Source organism: Lonsdalea quercina subsp. quercina (assembly GCF_000688655.1).
Classification (GTDB): domain Bacteria; phylum Pseudomonadota; class Gammaproteobacteria; order Enterobacterales; family Enterobacteriaceae; genus Lonsdalea; species Lonsdalea quercina.
Genome location: NZ_JIBO01000006.1, coordinates 207755 through 230770, shown reverse-complemented (window position 1 = coordinate 230770; position 23016 = coordinate 207755). Strand labels below are relative to the sequence as shown.

The following is a 23016-nucleotide window of genomic DNA, read 5'->3' as shown; positions in this document are numbered from 1 at the left end:
CGCCACATCGGCTAAAAGCGAGGGCTAGGTTATCCCAATGGGCCGTCGTAACGCCTGGATTAAACAAAACGTTGAATGGGAAACGCGCTATCAGGCAAAAAAAGCCATAGCCTGTGCATCAGACTACGGCCGGTCGCGATTATTTTGCCGGTAGCGCATGCATTTTATCGCTGATTTCGAGGACGAGTTTATCCTGAGCTGCTACGGCGTCAGGCAACACTGCGGTATCAGTGAACGTCACCGGCTGCACTTCCATAATTCGCCCCTGGATGTAAGTTGCACACAGAGAGTGCAGTACCTGTTTGTTCAGCATCGTTTGCAGACAGCGTATGGTTGAACCATTGCTGCTGGTCAATGTTCGTTTCTCCGGCTGGATTCGCTGGCGCAGCATCTCTTTTTCCGCGCTGGCGATAACGGCATCCACATCGTCTTCTTTATCGGCAAGCGGTGTTTCACCGCTAACATTGACCGGTAGCGTATAAAGAGAAATCAGCGCCTTGCGGTTCGTCGTCGCCTCGATGTACTCCGCATCGATAATATGGTTAGTCGCGTCCGTATTCAGGCTGCGTCGTATCAAGTCGTTGACCTTATCCGGCAGCGCAGACGCCAGTTCCTGTGACGTATAGCCCTCAATCATATCTGCGTTGGCGTCTTGCGTCTGACCCATAACCGGCATCGTCAGCAACATTGCGGCGGCAATATAACGGGCCAGGAATTTCATCGGCATAGCTTCATTCCTATTTCTTCATTAAAAGTGAATTTTTTGACTCAATAGGTTCTTATCGGCTGTGTTTCCGAATTCTTTTCTGTCGCGCTTTCGTTCGTGCTAAAAACCAGCAATTCGAGGGAGGCCAAGAAACGGTGATGTAACGGCCCCCTTTATCGATGATCTAACCATAGTCAAAAAGTGACGCCGCGAGTATGCTCGTTCAGCCATTCATCTTTCTGAGGAGTCGTGATGCAAACATTTTTACTCGATAAAATTGCCACGCCGATTGGGGAGCTGATGGTGGTTGCCGATGAAGACCATCACCTGCGTGCGCTCGAATGGCGTGAATTCGAGGGAAAGTTGCACCGCATGTTTGAACGCCGCTATCGCGACTCGCCCGTGCGGCTGGTCCCCAGCGTGAATCCCGGCGGCCTCAGCGATATGCTGCAGCGCTATTTCGCCGGCGAATTGACGGCGATTGATTCGTTGCCTGTCGCCGCGGCGGGAACCGAATTTCAGCAGCAGGTGNGGAAGGCATTGAGAGATATTCCCTGCGGTGACGTGATGAGTTATGGTCAGCTCGCTGCCCGTCTCGGACGCCCTACGGCATCGCGCGCCGTCGGTATGGCAAACGGTGCGAACCCCATTTGCATCGTCGTACCGTGCCATCGGGTCATCGGCGCAGGCGGGGCGTTGACTGGCTATGCCGGTGGCATTCAGCGTAAGCAATGGCTGCTAATACATGAAGGTTACTTATCATAGCCATGTGTGATTGGCCGGGTAACATTTTCACATTGGCTTATACCTTCGCCTTGAGGGTTTAACACGTGGTTACCAGCCATTCACATTTCTGAACTCTCAGAGCGTGTTATTCGTTCATCTTGAGTGTCTGTGGTCTTATCAGTGACCTGAAAAGCTGTTAAAATTGACCAATGTCAATTATCGCCAGAGCAAAACTTATGATTCCTGAAAAGCGCATAATCCGACGCATCCAGTCTGGTGGTTGCGCAATCCATTGTCAGGATTGCAGCATCAGCCAACTCTGCATCCCCTTCACCTTAAATGAGCACGAGCTGGACCAGCTCGACAACATCATTGAAAGGAAGAAACCGATCCAGAAAGGACAAGCGTTATTCAAGGCCGGTGATGAGCTGAAATCCCTCTACGCCATTCGCTCTGGAACGATTAAAAGTTACACGATTACCGAACAGGGCGACGAGCAGATTACCGGTTTTCATTTGGCCGGCGACCTGGTCGGATTCGATGCCATTGGTAACTCGTTGCACCCGAGCTTCGCGCAGGCGTTGGAAACATCGATGGTCTGCGAAATTCCCTTCGAAACGCTGGACGACCTGTCTGGAAAAATGCCCAATCTGCGTCAGCAAATGATGCGTCTGATGAGCGGCGAAATCCGTAGCGATCAGGATATGATCTTGCTGCTGTCGAAAAAGAATGCGGAAGAACGTCTGGCGGCGTTTATCTACAATCTATCACGCCGTTTTGCGCAACGTGGGTTCTCCCCCCGCGAGTTCCGTCTGACGATGACACGCGGCGACATCGGCAACTATCTTGGACTGACGGTCGAAACCATCAGCCGTTTGCTGGGCCGCTTCCAAAAAAGCGGGACGCTGGCGGTGAAAGGCAAATACATTACAATCGAAAAAACCGAAGCCTTAGCCGAACTGGCCGGAACCGCCCGCCAGAAAATCTAATCGCCCCTGCCGAATCAACGGTTGTCATCAATTATTGATTCGGCTCCCATCATCAGTTGTTCAAAATAATTTTCTTGGGGTACTCTTATTTATACAGGCTGCGAATCGTCAGCCGAAAGGAGGACCTATGGCGAAGTATCAGAATTTACTGGTCGCTATTGACCCTAATCAGGATGACCAACCGGCATTGCGTCGCGCCGTGTATTTGGTGCAGCGGCTTGGCGGCCGTATCAAGGCGTTTCTGCCGATCTACGATTTTTCTTATGAAATGACGACGCTGCTGTCTCCCGATGAGCGGACGGAGATGCGGCAAGGCGTTATCGCTCAGCGAACAGAATGGATTGCTCAGCAAAGTCAGTACTACCGCGATATGGGCATTCCCATCGAAATTAAGGTGGTCTGGCACAGTAAGCCCTTTGAAGCCATCATTCAGGAAGTTATCACGTGCAAGCACGACCTGTTGCTAAAAATGGCGCACCAGCACGATCGATTGGAAGCGGTCATTTTTACACCGACCGATTGGCAGCTGTTGCGCAAATGCCCTTGTCCGGTCTGGATGGTGAAAGACCAGCCCTGGCCTGACGGCGGACAGGCTTTGGTGGCGGTTAATCTGGCGAGTGAAGATCCTTTGCACGATCCCCTGAATATCAAATTGGTGTCCGAAACGTTGGATCTCGCCAGACAGGTCAATCAGACCGATGTGCATCTTGTGGGGGCCTATCCGGCGACACCCATTAATGTAGCCATCGAGTTGCCCGACTTTGACCCCAGCGTGTATAACGACGCCATTCGCGGCCAGCACCTGTTAGCAATGAAGGCGCTGCGGCAAAAATTCAGCCTCGATGAGCGTCTGACGCACGTCGAAAAAGGGTTGCCCGAAGAAGTGATCCCCGATTTGGCGGAACATCTGCAAGCGGGCGTCGTTGTTCTTGGGTCTCTGGGGCGAACCGGTTTGTCCGCGGCCTTTATCGGTAATACTGTCGAGCATGTGATCGATCGTCTGAAATGCGATTTGCTGGCTATCAAGCCGGATGATTTTGTTTCTCCCCTGGCTTCAGGCGAGAGTGACGACGATGTCGATTCATAATTGAATCGTGTGCAGTAGATAAACTATCGCTTCAGGCGGGGCGCAGAACGTTAAGGTGCTCCGCTCCTCTCTCGAACTCTCCCTTGCCTGACAGATTGACCTATTTACCGTCGCGCATAATGCCACACGTAAATGCCCTGATGGGGGCCTGACTATTGGAAATTCGTATCGTGGCTATCGAGGGGGTTACAAGGGAACTTTGTGAGAAAAAAACAACGCCGCGCGAGGCGGCGTTGGGAGAGCCAAAAAGAAAAGCTTAGAGCGCTTTCAGAATGGCTTCGACGCTGGCTTTGGCATCGCCAAACAGCATCTGTGTATTTTCTTTGAAGAACAGCGGGTTTTGCACGCCGGCATAACCGGTGTTCATCGAGCGTTTGAACACAATGACGTTGTGCGCTTTCCACACTTCCAGAACCGGCATTCCCGCGATGGGGCTGTTCGGATCTTCCTGCGCGGCCGGGTTGACCGTATCGTTGGCGCCGATAACCAGCACGGTGTCGGTGTCGGCGAAATCATCATTGATCTCATCCATTTCCAATACGATGTCGTAAGGTACCTTGGCTTCGGCGAGCAGCACGTTCATGTGTCCCGGCAGACGTCCGGCGACCGGATGGATACCGAAACGAACGTTGATGCCGCGTTCACGCAGCTTGGCGGTAATATCGTGAACCGGATACTGAGCCTGTGCGACGGCCATACCATATCCCGGGGTGATGATGACCGAACTGGAGCCTTTCAGCAGATCAGCAACCTCCTCCGCCGTGGTTTCGCGGTATTCGCCGACTTCCTCACTCTCTGAAGAGACAGCCCCGTCCGTACCAAACCCGCCTGCGATGACGCTGATGAAGGAGCGGTTCATCGCTTTACACATTATGTATGACAGGATTGCACCAGAAGAACCGACCAGCGCACCGGTGACGATCAAGAGGTCGTTGCTCAGCATAAAGCCAGCGGCGGCGGCGGCCCAACCAGAATAGGAGTTCAGCATGGAGACTACGACCGGCATGTCCGCGCCGCCAATGGACGCGACCAAATGCCAGCCAAACACCAGCGCGATAGCCGTCATCAACAGCAGAGACAGCACCTGCAGAAAACCACTGCCTGTATTCACGAAGACCAACAGCAGCAGGAAAGACACGACCAGGGCCGCCAGATTCAGCTTGTGGCGGTTAGGCAGCATCAGGGGTTTGGAAGAGATGGTTCCACGCAGCTTTCCGAAAGCAATGACAGACCCTGTGAAGGTGACTGCACCAATGAAGATGCCCAGGAAAACCTCGGTCATATGAATGTTGATCAGGACAGGATCGGTGATTTCACCATGATCGATATAGCTGTTGAAGCCGACCAATACCGCGGCGAAACCGACGAAGCTGTGCAGAATCGCGACTAGCTCCGGCATTTCCGTCATTTCAACTTTGCGCGCCAGATGCACACCGATAGCGCCACCGATGGCCATCGCTACGATGATCCATCCAACGTTATCGGCATTCGGGCCTAAAATGGTCGCCAGCAACGCAATTGCCATACCGGTGATACCAAAGATGTTCCCCTGTTGAGAGGTTTCATGTTTGGATAACCCAGCAAGACTGAAAATAAACAATATGGCAGCGACGATGTAGGCTGCCGTGACTAATCCACCAGACATCCTTGACTCCTTAATTCTTGCGGAACATTTTCAGCATGCGCTGAGTGACGGTGAAACCACCGAAGATATTGATGCTGGCAACCAGTACAGCGATAAAGGAAAAGAACGACACCCAGCCGCCATGCCCTATCTGCAACAGCGCCCCGACGACGATGATGCCGGAGATGGCATTCGTCACGGACATCAACGGCGTATGCAGCGCGTGACTGACGTTCCATACCACGTAGTATCCGACCACGCAGGCCAGCGCGAACACGGTGAAATGCGACAGGAACTCCGGCGGCGCCACATTGGCTAGCCAGCCAAACAGAACGATAGCCACCGCGAGGATGATGTACTTATTCCACGGAGAGGCTGGCTTTNCTTCCGGTTTCTTCGATGCGGCGGCAGCAGGTTGAGCCTGCTGAGGCTGAGCGGAAACCTGAATGGGGGGAGCTGGCCAGGTGATTTCACCGCTTTTCACGACGGTAACGCCGCGAATCACGTTATCTTCAAAGTTGACGTCAATGTCGCCATTCTTCTCTTTGCACAGCAGCTTCAGTAAGTTCACCAGGTTGGTGCCGTAAAGCTGGGAAGACTGGGTCGGTAAACGGCTTGGCAGATCGGTGTAACCGATGATTTTGACGCCGTTGTCGGTGACCGTGACCTGATCGGCCACCGTCAGTTCGCAGTTCCCGCCGGTTTGAGCGGCCAGATCGACGATGACGCTGCCGGGTTTCATGCTCTCCACTATCTCTTTGGTGATGAGTCGTGGTGCGGGTTTGCCGGGGATCAGTGCGGTGGTGACAATGATATCCACCTCTTTCGCCTGGGCGGCGAACAGCGCCATTTCTGCTTTGATAAAGGCCTCGGACATCACTTTGGCGTAACCATCGCCGCTGCCTGCTTCTTCTTCGAAGTCTAATTCCAGAAATTCTGCGCCCATGCTGCGCACTTGTTCTTTCACTTCCGGACGCGTGTCGAAGGCTCGTACGATAGCGCCCAGGCTTCCTGCTGCGCCGATAGCGGCCAGCCCGGCAACGCCCGCGCCGATAACCATCACTTTTGCCGGGGGAACTTTACCCGCTGCGGTGATTTGTCCGGTAAAGAAACGGCCGAATTCATGGGCGGCTTCAACAATTGCACGATAACCGGCAATGTTGGCCATAGAACTCAGGGCATCCAGCGATTGTGCGCGTGAAATACGTGGCACGGAGTCCATCGCCATGACGGTCACCTGACGGTCGGCCAGTTTATTGAGTAATTCAGGGTTTTGCGCGGGCCAGATAAAGCTGACTAGGGNGCTGCCCGCGCGAGTCAGTGCGACCTCGTCATCTTCAGGCGCATTCACTTTAAGGATGATGTCACTCTGCCAGATATCTGCGGTATCCAGGAGTGTCGCGCCTGCTTGTTCGTAAGCGGAATCTTCGAAGCTGGCAAGTTTTCCTGCCCCACGTTCTATTGCTACCTCAAAGCCCAATTTCAGCAGCTGCTCCACCGTTTTCGGCGTTGCGGCCACACGGGCTTCATTGGCTAGCCGTTCTTTTGGTACACCAATACGCATACGGAATCCCTTTTCGCTCATATTTAACGAAGGTTGTTATAATGATTTACCTGAAGAATTATTTACCGCATAAGTTCATACCCTCGAACTTTTCGATAAATGCCGTTATAACCTACTGAAAATGGAAGTAATGATCCACTCGTAAAATAATTTTGGTCTAAAACCCCAGGAAGGGCGAGTCAAACCACGATTTTTCGCGGCCGATACTCCCAAAGCCCTATGTTCCTTAACATAATTGTCAGATAAGTATTTTCGATTGGTTCACAAAATCAGCCAATAGTCGCGGTTTTGGCGGGAATTGCTGATAAAAACCTGTGATGATTGACTTGGGTTTATGAGTTGTCTTTATTTTCTCGTTTGCCCTCCTCTTTCCGGCCGATGATTCGGTGACGACCTCGGCTTTAAAATGCTGAAGCACTGGGGATTATTACGTGACATAATCGGCGGCTAACACACAGTGTGCCTATTTGAATCAACCGTACTGCGTCAGGCGAAAGGATTTTTTATGAAGCTGAGAACTCGCGTTATTGCATCTACCCTGCTCTCTATATTAGCGTTTTCCGCGCAGTCTGCGCAGGAACTGACTCCGGAAAAAGCCGCAGCCGTCAAACCCTTCGACCGTATAACCTTTATGGGACGTTACAACGCCATCTATGAAGCGGCTGCTGATGCGTCTAAACGCGCCGACGAAAAAGGCGCGGATGCGTTTTACGTCCAGAGCACGGCTGAAGTTAATGGCGGTCGCTGGGCGGTGACGGTTGACCTATACCATAATGATGCGCCTAAAGTTTCCGACGTCACAACCTATCGTGAATTCAGCGGTGTGAAAGAGCTGCCAAAAAATGAGGCATCGCAGTTGGAGCCTTTTGACACGGTTACCGTCAGCGGCTATTTCCCGACGCAGCTAGACGTTGCGGCGGCGATTGGCGAAGCGGCACATCGTAAAGGCGCTTATTCATTCTTCATCGTTCGTCAGGTTGATATCAACTCCCGCGGCAATAGCCAAAACATCACCGCATACGTCTATAAAGAAGATGCGGCTAAACGCCGTGTTCAGAGTCCGGATGTTATCCCTGCCGACTCTCAGGCCGGTAAAGCGGCGCTGGCCGCCGGCGGCGAAGCGGCTAAACGCGTGGAAATCCCTGGCGTGGCGACCTCTTCCAGCCTGAGCAGCAATGTTGGGAACTTCTTCCAGACGCAGTCCTCCACCGTGGGTCCGCGATATACAGTCACGACAAAAGACGGTAGTCGTATCCAGGAACTGAACAACGCGACGGCGGCACAGATGGTGCCATTCGACTCCGTGAGCATTCGCGGCCGGTTCAGCACGCCGACGGAGATTACCGAAGCCATCGCCAAACGTGCCGCGGATAAAGGCGCGAAGTACTATCACATCACCAAAGAGTGGCAGGACAACGCCGATCGCTACACGATTAGCGCCGACATATATAAATAACGCGCTCCTGACGGGATATCGGCTTATAGTCGGTATCCCGTTGCTTTGTCCCTCTCAATACCCATCGGGTTATCGGCATCGCTTTCAGATAAAAAAAACCGTGACGCTACGCCAAACCTGGCGACATTGATTAGCTGTTGTGCTCTATAAAGTGCGAGTACGTAGCTTATAGTGACTTTCCTCATGCATTCCTCGCCCGAATGGTGAATGAGGAACATCGCCCCTTCTCACTCTGCCCGAATAAGCCAATACACCGATGTCTAAGTGAGTTCTTTTAATCTCAACTTATAGTATGTTGTAACTAAAGTATGGTTGTTTTTAGACAGTAAAAAGCCCGCGGCTAATCGGCGGGCTTCATTGAAGGAGTATGATGATAACTTAATGATTCGTATCAAGTTCCGGGAAACTTTTCACCAAATCGTCGATAGCTTTGATTTGTTTCAAGAATGGCTCCAGCTTGCTCAGCGGTAGCGCTGAAGGACCGTCACAACGAGCGTTATCCGGATCCGGATGAGCCTCAATGAACAGGCCTGCCAAACCGACGGCCATCCCTGCCCTTGCCAGTTCGGTTACCTGTCCGCGGCGACCGCCGGACGCGGCGCCAAACGGGTCGCGACACTGCAAGGCATGAGTGACATCGAAAATGACCGGCGAACCGTCAGAGACCTGTTTCATCACGTTGAAGCCCAACATGTCGACCACCAGATTGTCGTAGCCGAAGTTACTGCCACGATCGCACAGAATAACCTGCTCGTTACCGCCCTCGCGGAATTTATCAACGATATTCCCAACCTGACTGGGGCTAATAAACTGAGGCTTTTTCACGTTGATAACGGCGCCGGTCTTGGCCATCGCTTCAACCAGGTCCGTCTGACGCGCCAGAAACGCTGGCAACTGAATAACGTCAACGACTTCTGATACCGGCTGAGCCTGCTGTGCATCGTGAACGTCAGTGATCACTTTCACGCCGAAAGTCTGCTTCAGCTCCTGAAAAATCTTCATCCCCTCTTCCAGGCCGGGACCACGGTAAGAGTTGATGGAAGAGCGGTTAGCCTTATCAAACGACGCTTTGAAAATGTAGGGAATGCCCAGCTTCTGCGTGACGGTGACGTAATGCTCGCAAACCCGCATAGCCAGATCGCGTGATTCGAGTACGTTCATACCACCAAACAGTACAAAGGGAAGATTGTTGGCAACCGGGATATCCCCGACGTTTACCACTTTGTTGTTCATACAGTTACCTTCATGTCGGATAAATCAAAAAACCAAACTCGCAGTTAATGCAACACAATATCTTTCTGTTCGATGGCGTGTATCTGCACTTTGATCATCTCACTGACGGGGTCTTCCGGACAGTGTTCTACAAAGTAGCTGAGATCAGAGAGCGCAATATGGTCACAATCGAGCTGAGCGTAGATCAAACCCCGGTCGCGTATTTCGTAAGGGTCTTCCGGGTCGAATATCAGCACGGCTTCGCAGGTGCGCAGCGCCAGCTCCATTTGCTTTTCTTCCATCAGCGCGATTTTCATCGTATCCAGCAGTTTGCGGATAATCATAACGTTCTCCGCTTCGTCCAGATCTTCATCCAACAGGCGTGTTGAAGGGCCAATATTCCCTTTCAGCCAGACATCAAGCACGTGCTCACTTAATGTGTCTCCGTTAAGCGGATTGATGAGCCACATTTCGTCATCCAGCCAGTCGGCACGAATAATGAACTGGGTGGGGAAAATGACAGGCATTAACGGCAGATCAATTTGCTGAGCGATATGCATGAAAATGATGCCCAGTGAAACCGGCATCCCCTGACGTGTAGAGAGGACTTTATCGAGCCATAGCACGTCTGACAGCCGGTACACTCCGCTGGCGCCGCCGAAACCCCACTCACCGAAAAATAGCGCAATCAGTTTTTCCAGCTTTTGTTCCGGGGAAAGGTGAGTCGGGATGGCCAAACGAGCCTCATCGACAAGGTGTTGCAGATTTCGTCGAACTTCCGTCGCAGAGAAGTCACAGCGTATTTCCTGGGAAACTAAGATCACCCCTTCACTCAACGGTGAGCGGTTGAATTCGAAATCGGCAATAGCACTCATAGGTATTCCATCAGCATAGGTAACTTGGTGAAAATCCAGCATTTTCATCGATAGCAGGCCCACCAAGGTCAAACAGTAACGCTATCCAGCTAATTTACTGTCGTCGTCACGGGGGTCACAACCCCCGGACACGAGGCAGAATGTAAGTAATTATGCCAAACGGGGTCTCTCTCAGCCAGCATTCCACGGCCAGGGACAGGCAAAATGAGCGATGAGTATCACTTTGTCGGCGTTTGGCAATAAAGAAGAGGCATTACGGCCGAAAACCCAGCGACACACGCTCATTGCCGCCGTAGTCTTTACAGGTTTCAACCCGAATAAAACCTTGCTGTAGCAGCAGATCACGGACGGCGCAGCCCTGCTGCCAGCCATGTTCTAACAGCAACCAACCTCCCGGCAGCAGATAATGGGCAGATTCAGTGATAATCATGCGCAGATCGGCCAAGCCCTCATCGCCAGAGGTCAGCGCGCGACGCGGTTCGAAACGCACGTCGCCTTGCGACAAGTGAATATCTTCAGCATCTATATAGGGAGGGTTACTGACGATGGCGGAGAAGCGCTGACCTGTCACTCCGGAAAACCAGCTTCCCTGTGTGAAAGAAACGTTGTTGATACCAAGGCGTTGCGCATTTGCCTTCGCCAACGTCACCGCATCAGGCTGAACATCAACCCCCTGCACGCGGCAATCAGGGCGCTCGCTGGCGATAGCCAACGCGATGGCTCCCGTGCCTGTCCCCAAATCCAGTATGTCGGCAGGTTCAGAGGGAAGACACTTCAACGCCTGTTCGACCAGGCACTCCGTATCCGGACGCGGTATGAGCGTGGCGGGAGAAACCGTGAGCGGCAATGACCAGAACTCTTTTTGGCCGATAAGGTAGGCGATCGGCTCACCGGCAATACGCCGNTCCAGCAGTTGAGACAGTTGTAGCCGCTCTGTCTCTGACAATAGGGTTTCACCGAACGCCAGGATAAAAGTACGTGCTTTTCCCGTTACAAACTCAAGCAGTATTTCCGCATCGCGCCGGGGGCTGTCACTGTCCTGCAACCGTTGAATAGCCTGCTGCAACCAGCGTTGATAATCCATTACTCTTGCTCGGACAATGCGGCCAGCTGGTCAGCCTGATATTCCTGCACAATCGGCTGGATCAGCATATCCAGTTTACCTTCCATCGCTTCATCCAGACGGTACAAGGTCAGGTTGATGCGATGGTCGGTCACGCGCCCCTGCGGGAAATTATAGGTACGGTTACGGTCAGAACGGTCGCCGCTGCCCAACAGGTTACGGCGCGTCGAAGCCTCTTCCTGCTGACGTTTTTGCACTTCTGCGGCGCGGATGCGCGCACCTAACACGGAAAGCGCTTTGGCTTTGTTTTTATGCTGCGAGCGCTCATCCTGACACTCAACGACGATGCCGGTTGGAATATGCGTGATGCGGATAGCGGAATCTGTAGTGTTGACGTGCTGACCGCCCGCGCCGGACGAGCGGAAGGTGTCGATGCGCAAGNCTGACGGATTGATTTCCGGCAATTCGGCTTCGGGCACTTCCGGCATGACGGCCACAGTGCAGGCGGAGGTATGGATACGCCCCTGAGATTCAGTCGCGGGAACACGCTGCACGCGATGGCCGCCGGACTCAAACTTCAGCTGCCCGTATGCGCCGTCACCGACCACTTTAGCGATAACTTCTTTATAACCGCCATGCTCGCCGTCGCTCGCGCTGACCACTTCCACCTTCCAACGTCGAGACTCGGCATAGCGGCTATACATACGGAACAGATCGCCGGCGAAAATCGCGGCTTCATCACCGCCAGTGCCGGCGCGGATTTCCAGATAACAGCTGCGATCATCGTCAGGATCTTTCGGCAACAGCAAAACTTGCAATTGCTGTTCCAGCTCTTCGCCTGCGGTTTTTGCGTCACTCAGCTCCTCCTGCGCCATTTCTTTCATTTCCGGATCGTCCAGCATCGCTTCCGCAGTGGCGATATCTTCCTGCGTTTGCTGCCAGCGCTGGAAACAACCGGTAATGTCGGTCAGTTGAGCATACTCCCGGGACAACGCACGAAAACGGTCCATATCGGCGATAACGCCGGGATCGCCCAACAAAGCCTGGACCTCTTCATGGCGTTCTTGCAGTGCTTCCAGTTTGGCAACAATAGAAGGCTTCATGCGTGGTGTTATATCCTGTCGTTAATCGAAAAGGGTGAGAAGAATGCTAGTTCAAGCCGAGGCTGTCACGCAAAATTTGCAAACGGTCTTGATCGCCGTCGCGGGCAGCCTGCTGAAGAGAGATGGTTGGGGCATGAATCAGGCGATTGGTCAGACGATGCGTCAGCTCTTGCACTATCGCTTCCACGTCCCCGCCCTGCTGAATCGCCGCCAGCGCTTTGGTCGTCATTTCCTCGCGCAACGCATCCGCTTGGGAACGGTAGTCGCGAATGGTTTCCACCGCCGTCTGAGCACGCATCCAGCCCATAAACTCCGAGCTTTCCTGCTGCACGATAGATTCGGCCTGCACGGCGGCGGCTTTGCGCTGAGCCAGATTCTGCTGCACGATCGCGTGGAGATCGTCCACGCTGTAAAGGTAAACGTTGGGCAACTTGCCAACTTCCGGCTCTATATCGCGGGGTACCGCAATATCCACCATCAGCATCGGGCGATTACGCCTCACTTTGAGCGTACGCTCCATCATCCCTTTCCCCACAATGGGCAACGTGCTAGCCGTGGAACTGATAATTATATCGGCCTGCGCGAGTTGGCCGTCCAGTTCACTCAACGCAATCACTTCCGCCCCTACCTCATGGGCCAATACCTGAGCACGCTCACGCGTTCGGTTGGCGATCCACATGCGCTTGACCTGATGTTCGCGTAAATGACGCGCCACCAGCTCGATTGTTTCACCAGCGCCAATGAGCAGAACATTGACGTCCGCCAGCGATTCGAAAATCTGACGCGCCAGCGTACAAGCGGCAAAGGCGACGGAGACGGCACTGGCGCCGATATCCGTTTCGGTACGGACACGTTTCGCAACGGTGAAGGATTTCTGGAACAACCGTTCCAAATCGCCTGACAGCGATTGTTCACGTTGTGATTCGGCAAACGCCTTTTTGACCTGTCCAAGGATTTGAGGCTCGCCAAGGACGAGTGAGTCCAACCCGCTGGCGACGCGCATGAGGTGGCTGACGGCCGCATTGCCCTCATGCCAATAAAGACTTTTACGCACGTCGTCCGCGCTAAGGTGATGATACTCACACAGCCAGTGGATGAGCTGTTCACGCTGATTCTCTTCGGCGTCCACGCTCAGGTAGAGTTCAGTACGATTACAGGTGGATAGCAGCACCCCACCCTGTATCAGCGGTTGCTGTAGCAGGCTGTGCAGCGCTGCCCCAAGAGAGTCCTGCGTGAACACAATGCGTTCACGCAAAGAAACCGGAGCCGTTTTATGATTGATGCCAAGCGCGAGCAGGGTCATGAGTCTTCGAGTAATACCGATATTAGTATGGACTTCATCTGTGGGGGCATTCTACTTGAAGCCACCATTCAAGAAAAGTGAAGGAATACGCCCCAAATACGGCGGTTGGTCATTTTTCGACGACAATAACAATGATTGACGATGAACATGAAGACCGCTAGCGTGACACCTTATCCCGCATTACCCCTGTTTCTGAGGACGCAAAATCCATGTCGAAAAAACTTGTCCGTGGCCTGCAATTACTGCCTCTCGCGGGTCTTTTACTCACAGCCTGTAGTACGCGACAGCCTGATTTGCCTGGGCAAAGCCCGACCTCTCCGCAGTGGCGACAACACGAGCAAAAAGTACAACATTTAAGCCAATACGAAACCCGGGGATCCTTTGCCTATATTTCGGATAGGCAAAAACTTTATGCCCGCTTTTTCTGGCAACAAACCTCTGCGCAGAACTATCGCCTGCTCCTGACTAACCCTCTCGGCAGCACCGAACTGGAATTGAAAGCACAACCCGATAGCGTTCAGATTACCGACGGTCAGGGCAAACGTTATGCAGGTAAAGATGCCGAAGACATGGTCCGCCAGTTGACCGGTATGGATATCCCGATGAATAACCTGCGCCAATGGATTGTCGGCCTGCCCGGCGACGCCCAGCATTTTACGCTCGACCAACACTATTTGTTACACACCGTGACCTATCAACAAAGCGGCCAGAGCTGGAACGTCAAATATCAGCAGTACACCGATAGCATCATGCCGATGCCGAAAAGCCTGGAGCTGAGTCAGGGCGAACAGCGCATCAAGCTGAGAATGGATAACTGGAAGGTTCAGTAAGCCATGTCCACGAACAAAATGAGCTGGCCGTCTCCAGCCAAACTGAATTTGTTTCTCTATATCACCGGGCGCCGGGCTGACGGTTATCACGATCTACAGACGTTGTTTCAGTTCCTGGATTACGGCGACACATTGACTATCACGCCGCGTGCGGGTGAAGCGATCACGCTATTGACGAAGATGGAGGGCGTTCCCGTTGAGCAGAATCTCATCGTTCGAGCGGCCAAATTGCTGCAAGCGCATTGCCGCCAGCAGGACCTTCCCTTTTCCGGCGCGGAAATTGCCATTGATAAACAGTTGCCGATGGGCGGCGGTCTGGGTGGCGGTTCGTCAAACGCCGCCACCGTGCTGGTCGCGCTGAATTATTTGTGGCAATGCGGGTTGTCATCCGAAGCGCTGGCTGAGCTGGGGTTAGGTCTGGGTGCCGATGTGCCGGTGTTTATTCGTGGCCATGCCGCGTTCGCGGAAGGCGTCGGCGAAGCGTTGACGTTCGTCGAACCGGAAGAAAAATGGTATCTGGTCGCCCACCCCGGCATCAGCATTTCGACGCCCGAGATCTTCAACGATCCCGATCTGAAACGTGATTCCCCGGTGCGCACATTGCAATCGTTATTGGCTTATCCCTTCGCCAATGATTGTGAACCTGTAGCAAGAAAACGTTTTCGTGAGGTTGAACAGCTACTTTCATGGCTGTTAGAATACGCCCCGGCGCGTTTGACCGGCACAGGCGCTTGTGTGTTTGCAGAGTTCGACACCGAGTCTGCTGCTCGTCAGGTGCTCGACCAAGCCCCGGAAAATTTAAACGGTTTTATTGCTCGAGGTGCTAATGTATCCCCCTTGCAACAAACGCTTTCCGGACTACCCGAGGGTCGCTAAAAAACCACCGGCATCAGTGGTGTTTTAACGCTCTTTACCCATACCCGTATGCATATTCTTCCTACCCCTGTGGGTCGAGTATTTCTCTGGACGCAAGCTTGAGGTTCTTCTCGTGCCTGATATGAAGCTTTTTGCTGGTAACGCCATCCCGGAACTAGCACAACGTATTGCCAACCGTTTGTACACCAGCCTTGGTGACGCCGCCGTCGGTCGCTTTAGCGATGGCGAAGTCAGCGTGCAAATCAACGAAAATGTCCGTGGTGGTGATATTTTCATCATCCAGTCCACCTGCGCACCGACCAACGATAACCTGATGGAGCTGGTTGTCATGGTTGATGCTCTGCGCCGTGCTTCTGCTGGACGAATCACCGCGGTAATCCCCTATTTCGGCTATGCTCGCCAGGACCGTCGCGTCCGTTCCGCTCGTGTGCCGATTACGGCAAAAGTTGTCGCTGACTTCCTTTCCAGCGTTGGCGTTGACCGCGTTCTGACGGTTGACCTGCATGCTGAGCAGATCCAGGGATTCTTTGATGTGCCGGTAGACAACGTGTTTGGTAGCCCGATCCTGCTGGAAGACATGCTTCAGCAAGATCTGGATAACCCGATCGTTGTTTCTCCGGATATTGGCGGTGTCGTTCGCGCACGTGCCATTGCGAAACTGCTGAACGATACGGATATGGCCATCATCGATAAACGTCGTCCTCGCGCCAACGTTTCTCAGGTGATGCATATCATTGGTGATGTCGCGGGTCGTGACTGCATCCTGGTGGATGACATGATTGATACCGGCGGTACGCTGTGTAAAGCGGCGGAAGCGTTGAAAGAGCGCGGAGCGAAACGTGTGTTCGCCTACGCCACTCACCCGATTTTCTCCGGCAATGCCCACGACAACATCAAAAACTCTCAGATCGATGAAGTGATTGTCTGCGATACCATCCCGCTGGCTGAGAATATCAAGGCGCTGCCGAATGTGCGGTCGCTGACATTGTCAGGCATGCTGGCTGAAGCCATTCGCCGCATCAGCAACGAAGAATCCATCTCTGCCATGTTCGAGCATTAATCGTTCACGTCAGCGATGTCAGCAAAAGCCATCGGTTTTCCGATGGCTTTTTTCTTTTTTGTTGGTTCGTCGCCCCAGGTCGAACCGTTAGGGAAGACGTTCTGTGCGGCGGCAACGTTTATCGAAATGTTTAACCCACCAATAGCGGTCCGATACCGTATCTCTACCGCCAAGCCGCGCGCCGATAAGCCAGACGATCGCGCCGGAAAATATCCCCATCAGATCCAGATAGCGGCCCGATCCTGGCAGATGCCATCCCGGCAACTGGCTGATGATGGCATAGCCGACGCTGGCGACCATCAGCACCAGGCCAACACTCATCAGCAGATTTCCTGTCATCACTGCATGTTTGCGTTTCATACCCACCTCCTGAAAGGTTTAACAGATAACGGGGATGTCGTAGCACGCCCTCTTATTAGTTAAAATTATAGGTGCTGCGCCAATCACCGTTGCGTAAGCGATCACAGAAAGTGAATAAAAAATAGTCACCTCGCCTGCAATTTCTTTTCATAGCCCGGTGAAATAGCGGCTTTAGTCCTTTCCAGGCCGGAGTGATATTGGTGATCCCTCCTCCCTGCGTGTAAACTAGCGAGCCTGTTATTTGTCTCTGACATCAGCGTTACTGGCGTAACGCCCTATCTGGAAAAGTATCGTGAGCAGTATCAAACTGATTGTGGGGCTGGCGAATCCGGGTGCTGAATATGCGTCTACCCGCCATAACGCGGGCGCCTGGTATATCGACCGTCTGGCTGAATCCCACCGCCAGCCGCTCAAAGAAGAAAGCAAATTTTTCGGTTACACATCGCGCCTGACACTTGCGGGGCAGGATGTGCGATTGCTGGTGCCGACCACCTTTATGAACCTCAGCGGCAAGGCTGTGGCGGCAATGGCGACCTTTTACCGCATCCAACCTGATGAAATTCTGGTCGCACACGATGAACTGGACCTGTTGCCCGGCGTCGCCAAATTGAAATTGGGCGGCGGCCACGGGGGTCACAATGGGTTGAAAGATATCATCAGCAAGCTGGGGAATAACCCGAACTTCCACCGACTGCGTATCGGCATCGGCCATCCGGGCGACAAAAACAAAGTGGTCGGTTTCGTTCTGGGCAAACCGCCTGTCAGTGAACAAACCCTGATCGATCAGTCCATTGATGAAGCGCTGCGTTGCACCGAAATAATGCTGGGCGAAGGCATGGTCAAGGCCATGAATCGGCTGCATGCCTTCAAGGCGTCATAAGGTTTGACGGGGTCAATCGCATAACGCTCCCGCATGTGTGTATAATTGGGCGTCATTTTCATATTCAAACGGGCTGTTGCATTAACAGTCTGATTAACAAGTTATTTAAGGTGATAGAAACATGGGATTCAAATGCGGTATTGTTGGGCTGCCTAACGTGGGTAAATCCACCCTCTTCAACGCGTTGACTAAAGCAGGTATTGATGCGGCCAACTTCCCGTTTTGTACCATCGAACCGAACACCGGCGTAGTACCGATGCCGGATCCGCGTCTGGACAAACTGGCGGAGATCGTCAAACCACAGCGTACGCTGCCTACCACGATGGAATTTGTGGATATCGCCGGTCTGGTTAAAGGCGCTTCCAAAGGTGAAGGTCTCGGCAATCAGTTCCTGACCAACATTCGTGAAACCGAAGCGATTGGCCATGTCGTTCGTTGTTTCGAAAACGACAACATCATTCACGTTAACAACAAGGTCGATCCGGCTGATGACATTGATGTCATCAATACCGAACTGGCACTGTCGGATCTGGATACCTGCGAACGCGCTATTCATCGTATCCAGAAAAAAGCCAAAGGCGGAGATAAAGACGCTAAAGCTGAGCTGGCTGCACTGGAAAAATGCCTGCCGCAGCTGGAAAACGCCGGTATGTTGCGCGCTATTGACCTAAGCGCCGAAGAAAAAGCCGCGATTCGTTATCTTAGCTTCCTGACGTTGAAACCGACGATGTACATCGCCAACGTCAACGAAGACGGATTCGAAAATAACCCCTACCTGGATCAAGTGCGTGAAATCGCAGCGAAAGAAGGCTCCGTCGTGGTTGCTGTTTGTGCCGCCGTTGAAGCGGATATCGCCGAGCTGGATGATGAGGAACGCGACGAGTTTATGGCGGAGCTGGGACTGGAAGAACCGGGCCTGAACCGCGTGATTCGCGCAGGTTACGAGCTGCTGAACCTGCAGACTTACTTCACCGCTGGAGTAAAAGAAGTACGCGCATGGACCATCCCTGTCGGCGCCACCGCCCCACAGGCCGCCGGTAAGATCCACACCGACTTCGAAAAAGGCTTCATTCGTGCCCAAACCATCGCTTATGAAGACTTCATCACCTACAAAGGTGAGCAAGGCGCCAAAGAAGCCGGCAAAATGCGTTCAGAAGGTAAAGAGTACATCGTGAAAGACGGCGACATCATGAACTTCTTGTTTAACGTCTGATTTGGTTCTGTTGTTTCATGAGGTTTCACGGAATCTCATGAAAAGCAGAAGACATTATAAAATCCACGCTATTGCGTGGATTTTTTATTACAACCTTATAGAAAGGCGGTGATTGTTCCAAAATAATACCGGTGACTTGCCTACGGGTAAGTCACCGGTACTCTACGATTAATCAATGTCTGAATATTTGGCTTTTAGCGAGGAAAGGCGATCCGCGTCTTTATCAGAGAACTCTTCATCGGAAAATATAGGTTTTCCCTGTGCGTCATCAATGCTAACAATAGTGACTGTAAACACGGCATCCGAAGGTGCATCGACGTCTCCCCACTTCATGTAAGGGTTTTGTGGCAGGGTTAAATCAGCCTTTTCACCTGGCTCTAAACCACCGGGAATAGTACTTCTGAAAGTATCAGTGAACCAAGGAACTTGCCTGTCAGGACTAGAGATAACACCTTTAAATTCAGCCCGAGAAACTGCTTTACCTGTATTATTTTCTATAGTTAATTCAATAACCGGCTGATCCTTGCCATATTCTGTTTTCTTGAAATAAAAGCGGGAACGAGAAATAACGAAGTCTTTCTTTTTATCGAGACTTAATTCAGCTTTTCTTTGTTTTTCCTCTAGCTCCTGAATTTCTTGAATCGCCTGCTTTTTCTCTTTTTCAGCTTTCTCTTTTCTGATCTTATCCGCATAAACGAGNATTTCTTCGCCAGTCTTACCTGACAGGTTACTCATCATCTTGTCTTTTACCGTAGACATATTATTAGCCATTTCGGCATGCATCAAATCCTTCATGCTCACATTGCTGAAAGCAATGACTTTCAATGCATTATCGTAAGCTGCGCGTTTGTCTTCGGGTAAAGATTCTCGCACTTCTTTAATCGATTCTTTTACCGTCGCTTCATTAGAGGTATCGATTTTCGGCTTATCACACCCTGAAAGAACTAGTGCAATTACAAACGCTATTCCTATTTTTTTCATAAAAATCCTTACTGAGAATATATGTGACCCAGATAAATCCTAAACGTCAAATCAATTATTGTGAAGCATTATCAGTGCATTGGAGTAAATATTTTTAAGTGACAACGGAGATCGTAAGTACGTTCAAATTGAAAATTTTAGCTCGTCCTAATAAGGGGACTGGACGCTAAGTGTCACAATTTCAGAAGACGGACATCCAGCATCCGATTACTCCGGATGTCCGTTTCAATTCATCGGTAACGGGGCAGGAAAAACGGCTATCGATGAGTGAACATCGACGTATTCACGTCAGATCCGCCCTTCCCCGCAAATCACTCGAATCAATGCTGTTGACTAGGTATTGCAGAGGCCATCCATTGGTTCAAGCCGTTCGGCGGCAGCGGTTTTGAGAACAGATAGCCTTGAACCACCGGGCAATCCAGCGCGATTAATACGTTGCGCTGATCGTCCGTTTCCACCCCTTCCGCCACCACCATTAAATCCAGGCTGCGTCCAATACCTATGACGGCATGCACCACCGAACGCAGCCGGTTTTGCTTTCCGCACTGGTCGATGAAACTGCGATCGATTTTAACTTCCGTGACCGGAAGATTCGCGAGGCTGGACAGGCTGGAGAAGCCGGTGCCGAAGTCATCCACTGACAGTCCGACGCCCAATGCGCGTATGCGGTTAAGAATATCCAACGTTTCATCCGTTAGCGCCATCATCAAGCTTTCAGTAATCTCAATGGTCAGATTCGACCCCGCAAGCCCGTACGTCTGCAACTGGCGAGCCACATACGCCGGAAGATCCGGATGATTGAAGTTATACGACGAGAGGTTCACCGACACCACCGGCACACGAATGCCTTCGGCACGCCACGCGGCCATCTGCCGGCAGGCCTCTTCCAACGCCCAGCGGCCGATGCCGTCTATTTCACCAATATCTTCCGCCAGGCGGATAAACCGATCGGGCGGTACATCGCCGAATTCGGGATGATGCCAACGGGCCAACGCCTCAACCCCGAACAACTGCCCGCTTCGCGTACATACCTGGGGCTGATAATGAAGGTGCAGTTGCCGGTGCGCCACGGCGGACTTGAGCGCTGCGCCGAGCAGCAACCGCTCGCTCGCCAGCACGTTCATTTCAGCGCTAAAAAATCTGAACACATTGCCGCCAGACTTTTTGGCCTTGTACATCGCGTTCATGGCATTCGTCAGCAGTACTTCTCTCGTTGCGCCGCCTTCGGGATATTGGCTGATACCCAGACTGGCCGACAAACTCAGCCGATGGCCGCTGATATTGATCGGCTCTCGGACGATACTAAGGACCTGGCTCGCCAGGGCCGATGCCCGCGAAACATCAAAATTCGGAATGACAATGACGAACTGATCGGTCTCGGTGCGGCTAATGAACTCATCAGAACGTATCCACGACTGTAATCGATTCGCCATCGCCACCAGCACCTGGTCACCCGCCGCATGACCAAACATGTCGTTAATATCTTTGAAATGGTCCAGATCGAGATTAAAAAAACCGATCTTCTGGCTGGATGAAGCGAGCAGATCATCCACATGGCAATGCATGTAGCTGCGATTCGGTAATCCGGTGAGCGCGTCGAATCTAACGACCCTCGCCATCTGCCGACGATTGTCTTCTCGTTCAATCGCCAGCGTACACAGGTGGATACTCGCGTCGGCGATATGTTCAAGAAAAGTGTTCGGTTTCAACCCCTGCCGAAAATAAAAGGCGAAGGTGCCCAAAACCCGACCGTCGCGCTGTTTGATAGGATAGGTCCAGCAGGCCCGCAGACCGTGCGGTAATATCTGATGCTTATAAGGCTCCCAAAGTGGATTGGTTTCGATGTCATCCACCATCACCTGTTCGCCTCTAAACGCGGCTGTCCCGCAGCCCGCGACGCCCTCGCCTATCTCTACGCCTTCCCAGTCCGAGCCGTAGGAATCGTGAAAGCTGGGAGCAGCCCAAGGACGCAGTTTGTTGTCTTCAACCCGACAGACGGAGACTAAAACATCGGGAACAATCGCCTCGATGCGACGACACAGAAAATTGCCTAGCTCGTTAAACGACAGGCTGCTGGTCAGCGCCTCAAGCGCATCTCGCTCCAAATCCTGGATCAGCCGTTCCTCAGTGACATCCGACAACACGACCACATAGTTTTTGATGTGTTCGTTGTTTCTCTCATCGAAAATGGGGTTAACGGAAAAGCGCACCCAGACATCTCGCCCCTCTTTGGTCAGTGTCAGAATGTCGCCATGGACGCCTAACCAGTCCTGGGTCTTTGTCCGTAGTTTGTCCAATAACGATTTGTCCGTGCGCGGGCTGGCCAGCAGCTCGCTGGGACCTTTGCCGATGGACTCTTCGGCCGTATAGCCAAACAGGGAAGTAAAGGCCCGGTTGATTTGAACGATTCGTCGAGCCGCATCCAATACGCAGACAACACGGTCGGTATTGTTAATCGCCAGCAGCAGCAGTCGAGTCTCTTCCCGACGGGCGACCTCATCGGTGACGTCACGCGCGATAGCCATAAAATGAATGCGCCCGTCGACATCAACTTTAGACAAGAAAAACTTCGCCCATAGCTGTTGTCCATCCCGTTTTTCCATGAGGATGTCGCGACTCATTGCTTCTGGTCGGGGNAAGTTTGCCTGCCGGTTCCTGCGGATATAGCGGCTATGCACTTCCCGCATAGTTTTAGGTAATAGCGGGCGCATGTGTTGTCCCAGCACTTCGTCGCGAGCGTAACCCCACAGTCTTTCTGCAGCCGCATTAAAAAACAGGACGCGGTCGCATTCATCAATTAGGACGACGGCTAGCATCGTCTGCTCCAAAGCGGGGAGCAATATGTGGTAATAGTCAGCGCCCGGACCTTCCTTATTCATTGATATTTCCTCCATACAGATGGGTTATCATTCCTTTTTCAATAAGTCCATCTGCAGCAATCTCGATTTAAGCAGCCCCAGGCGCCAGGTTGACTGCATGGGTACACAATTGGATATTACGCCGCCGTCCTGGCCGGTCACCGACAGTGCACATGCCAGGGTCTTCAACAGGAAAACCAGAAATGACGGGAAACATAAATTCTGGCCTGGGGTTTTTGTCTTATCGGCA

Annotated in this window: 20 protein-coding genes; 9 read left to right on the top strand and 11 right to left on the bottom strand. The window is 52.4% G+C overall.

Translation table 11 applies throughout. From position 1 onward, the window contains the following. Positions 1-139: 139 nt before the first annotated feature. Positions 140-727, bottom strand: a complete 588-nt coding sequence (locus tag RZ35_RS06155; protein ID WP_026742512.1) for a hypothetical protein — start codon at positions 725-727, stop codon at positions 140-142. A 231-nt stretch (positions 728-958) separates the two neighbouring features. Between RZ35_RS06155 and ogt the strand changes: the two genes are divergently transcribed. From ogt to uspE, 3 genes are all read left to right on the top strand, one after another. After that, positions 959-1471 carry a methylated-DNA--[protein]-cysteine S-methyltransferase gene (gene ogt / locus RZ35_RS06150; protein WP_026742511.1) on the top strand — a complete coding sequence of 171 codons (513 nt, stop codon included), beginning with the start codon at positions 959-961 and terminating at the stop codon, positions 1469-1471. 197 nt (positions 1472-1668) lie between these two features. Next, a complete protein-coding gene (gene fnr / locus RZ35_RS06145) occupies positions 1669-2421 on the top strand; it encodes a fumarate/nitrate reduction transcriptional regulator Fnr (RefSeq protein WP_026742510.1) in 753 nt (250 codons plus the stop codon). Positions 2422-2548: 127 nt separating this feature from the next. Further along, positions 2549-3508, top strand: coding sequence for a universal stress protein UspE (gene uspE, locus RZ35_RS06140; protein WP_026742509.1), 960 nt, complete (start codon positions 2549-2551; stop codon positions 3506-3508). Between the two features lie 256 nt (positions 3509-3764). Here uspE and pntB read toward each other — a convergent pair whose 3' ends face one another. Together pntB and pntA are read right to left on the bottom strand one after the other, a co-directional pair. Then, positions 3765-5153, bottom strand: coding sequence for a Re/Si-specific NAD(P)(+) transhydrogenase subunit beta (gene pntB, locus RZ35_RS06135; protein WP_026742508.1), 1389 nt, complete (start codon positions 5151-5153; stop codon positions 3765-3767). Between the two features lie 10 nt (positions 5154-5163). Continuing rightward, positions 5164-6696, bottom strand: coding sequence for a Re/Si-specific NAD(P)(+) transhydrogenase subunit alpha (gene pntA / locus RZ35_RS06130; protein WP_026742507.1), 1533 nt, complete (start codon positions 6694-6696; stop codon positions 5164-5166). A gap of 505 nt (positions 6697-7201) precedes the next feature. Here pntA and ydgH point away from each other — a divergent pair. Beyond that, positions 7202-8152: a DUF1471 family protein YdgH gene (gene ydgH, locus RZ35_RS06125; RefSeq protein WP_026742506.1), complete on the top strand. Its 951-nt coding sequence runs from the start codon at positions 7202-7204 to the stop codon at positions 8150-8152. Between the two features lie 378 nt (positions 8153-8530). Here ydgH and kdsA read toward each other — a convergent pair whose 3' ends face one another. The 5 genes from kdsA to hemA form a co-directional block, all read right to left on the bottom strand. Beyond that, a complete protein-coding gene (gene kdsA / locus RZ35_RS06115) occupies positions 8531-9385 on the bottom strand; it encodes a 3-deoxy-8-phosphooctulonate synthase (RefSeq protein ID WP_026739471.1) in 855 nt (284 codons plus the stop codon). 44 nt (positions 9386-9429) lie between these two features. Continuing rightward, positions 9430-10239: an invasion regulator SirB1 gene (sirB1, locus tag RZ35_RS06110; protein WP_026742504.1), complete on the bottom strand. Its 810-nt coding sequence runs from the start codon at positions 10237-10239 to the stop codon at positions 9430-9432. 253 nt (positions 10240-10492) lie between these two features. Beyond that, positions 10493-11323 (bottom strand): peptide chain release factor N(5)-glutamine methyltransferase, encoded by an 831-nt coding sequence (gene prmC / locus RZ35_RS06105; protein ID WP_026742503.1) that lies wholly within the window; start codon positions 11321-11323, stop codon positions 10493-10495. Next, the gene (gene prfA / locus RZ35_RS06100; RefSeq protein WP_026742502.1) at positions 11323-12405 is read right to left on the bottom strand and encodes a peptide chain release factor 1; all 1083 of its coding nucleotides are present in this window, start codon (positions 12403-12405) and stop codon (positions 11323-11325) included. Before prfA ends, prmC begins: the two co-directional genes overlap by 1 nt. 46 nt (positions 12406-12451) lie before the next feature. After that, positions 12452-13708: a glutamyl-tRNA reductase gene (gene hemA, locus RZ35_RS06095; protein WP_026742501.1), complete on the bottom strand. Its 1257-nt coding sequence runs from the start codon at positions 13706-13708 to the stop codon at positions 12452-12454. A gap of 209 nt (positions 13709-13917) precedes the next feature. Here hemA and lolB point away from each other — a divergent pair, with 209 nt between their 5' ends. From lolB to prs, 3 genes are all read left to right on the top strand, one after another. After that, a complete protein-coding gene (lolB, locus tag RZ35_RS06090; protein ID WP_026742500.1) occupies positions 13918-14538 on the top strand; it encodes a lipoprotein insertase outer membrane protein LolB in 621 nt (206 codons plus the stop codon). Positions 14539-14541: 3 nt separating this feature from the next. After that, on the top strand, positions 14542-15414 hold the full coding sequence (gene ispE / locus RZ35_RS06085; RefSeq protein WP_026742499.1) for a 4-(cytidine 5'-diphospho)-2-C-methyl-D-erythritol kinase: 873 nt from the start codon (positions 14542-14544) through the stop codon (positions 15412-15414). A gap of 112 nt (positions 15415-15526) precedes the next feature. Further along, the gene (prs, locus tag RZ35_RS06080) at positions 15527-16474 is read left to right on the top strand and encodes a ribose-phosphate diphosphokinase (protein WP_139171474.1); all 948 of its coding nucleotides are present in this window, start codon (positions 15527-15529) and stop codon (positions 16472-16474) included. A gap of 87 nt (positions 16475-16561) precedes the next feature. Here the strand turns inward: prs and ychH are convergent, their stop codons facing one another. Next, positions 16562-16834 (bottom strand): stress-induced protein YchH, encoded by a 273-nt coding sequence (ychH, locus tag RZ35_RS06075; RefSeq protein ID WP_026739463.1) that lies wholly within the window; start codon positions 16832-16834, stop codon positions 16562-16564. Between the two features lie 292 nt (positions 16835-17126). Between ychH and pth the strand changes: the two genes are divergently transcribed. Both pth and ychF read left to right on the top strand, forming a co-directional pair. Beyond that, positions 17127-17714 (top strand): aminoacyl-tRNA hydrolase, encoded by a 588-nt coding sequence (gene pth / locus RZ35_RS06070; protein ID WP_026742497.1) that lies wholly within the window; start codon positions 17127-17129, stop codon positions 17712-17714. A gap of 121 nt (positions 17715-17835) precedes the next feature. After that, positions 17836-18927: a redox-regulated ATPase YchF gene (ychF, locus tag RZ35_RS06065; protein WP_026739461.1), complete on the top strand. Its 1092-nt coding sequence runs from the start codon at positions 17836-17838 to the stop codon at positions 18925-18927. Between the two features lie 168 nt (positions 18928-19095). Here ychF and RZ35_RS06060 read toward each other — a convergent pair whose 3' ends face one another. Then, positions 19096-19908 carry a DUF6694 family lipoprotein gene (locus RZ35_RS06060; RefSeq protein WP_026742496.1) on the bottom strand — a complete coding sequence of 271 codons (813 nt, stop codon included), beginning with the start codon at positions 19906-19908 and terminating at the stop codon, positions 19096-19098. A gap of 320 nt (positions 19909-20228) precedes the next feature. After that, complete coding sequence (gene dosP, locus RZ35_RS06055) at positions 20229-22787, bottom strand: oxygen-sensing cyclic-di-GMP phosphodiesterase DosP (RefSeq protein WP_026742495.1); 2559 nt, start codon at positions 22785-22787, stop codon at positions 20229-20231. Positions 22788-23016: the final 229 nt, after the last annotated feature.

What these genes read in the sequence shown, in the direction of transcription:
- ydgH (WP_026742506.1), top strand. Translation starts at nt 7,202, where the DNA reads ATGAAGCTGAGAACTCGCGTTATTGCATCTACCCTGCTCTCTATATTA.
- ychF (WP_026739461.1), top strand. Translation starts at nt 17,836, where the DNA reads ATGGGATTCAAATGCGGTATTGTTGGGCTGCCTAACGTGGGTAAATCC.
- RZ35_RS06155 (WP_026742512.1), bottom strand. Translation starts at nt 727, where the DNA reads ATGCCGATGAAATTCCTGGCCCGTTATATTGCCGCCGCAATGTTGCTG.
- fnr (WP_026742510.1), top strand. Translation starts at nt 1,669, where the DNA reads ATGATTCCTGAAAAGCGCATAATCCGACGCATCCAGTCTGGTGGTTGC.
- sirB1 (WP_026742504.1), bottom strand. Translation starts at nt 10,239, where the DNA reads ATGAGTGCTATTGCCGATTTCGAATTCAACCGCTCACCGTTGAGTGAA.
- ychH (WP_026739463.1), bottom strand. Translation starts at nt 16,834, where the DNA reads ATGAAACGCAAACATGCAGTGATGACAGGAAATCTGCTGATGAGTGTT.
- pntB (WP_026742508.1), bottom strand. Translation starts at nt 5,153, where the DNA reads ATGTCTGGTGGATTAGTCACGGCAGCCTACATCGTCGCTGCCATATTG.
- uspE (WP_026742509.1), top strand. Translation starts at nt 2,549, where the DNA reads ATGGCGAAGTATCAGAATTTACTGGTCGCTATTGACCCTAATCAGGAT.
- ispE (WP_026742499.1), top strand. Translation starts at nt 14,542, where the DNA reads ATGTCCACGAACAAAATGAGCTGGCCGTCTCCAGCCAAACTGAATTTG.
- lolB (WP_026742500.1), top strand. Translation starts at nt 13,918, where the DNA reads ATGTCGAAAAAACTTGTCCGTGGCCTGCAATTACTGCCTCTCGCGGGT.
- hemA (WP_026742501.1), bottom strand. Translation starts at nt 13,708, where the DNA reads ATGACCCTGCTCGCGCTTGGCATCAATCATAAAACGGCTCCGGTTTCT.
- kdsA (WP_026739471.1), bottom strand. Translation starts at nt 9,385, where the DNA reads ATGAACAACAAAGTGGTAAACGTCGGGGATATCCCGGTTGCCAACAAT.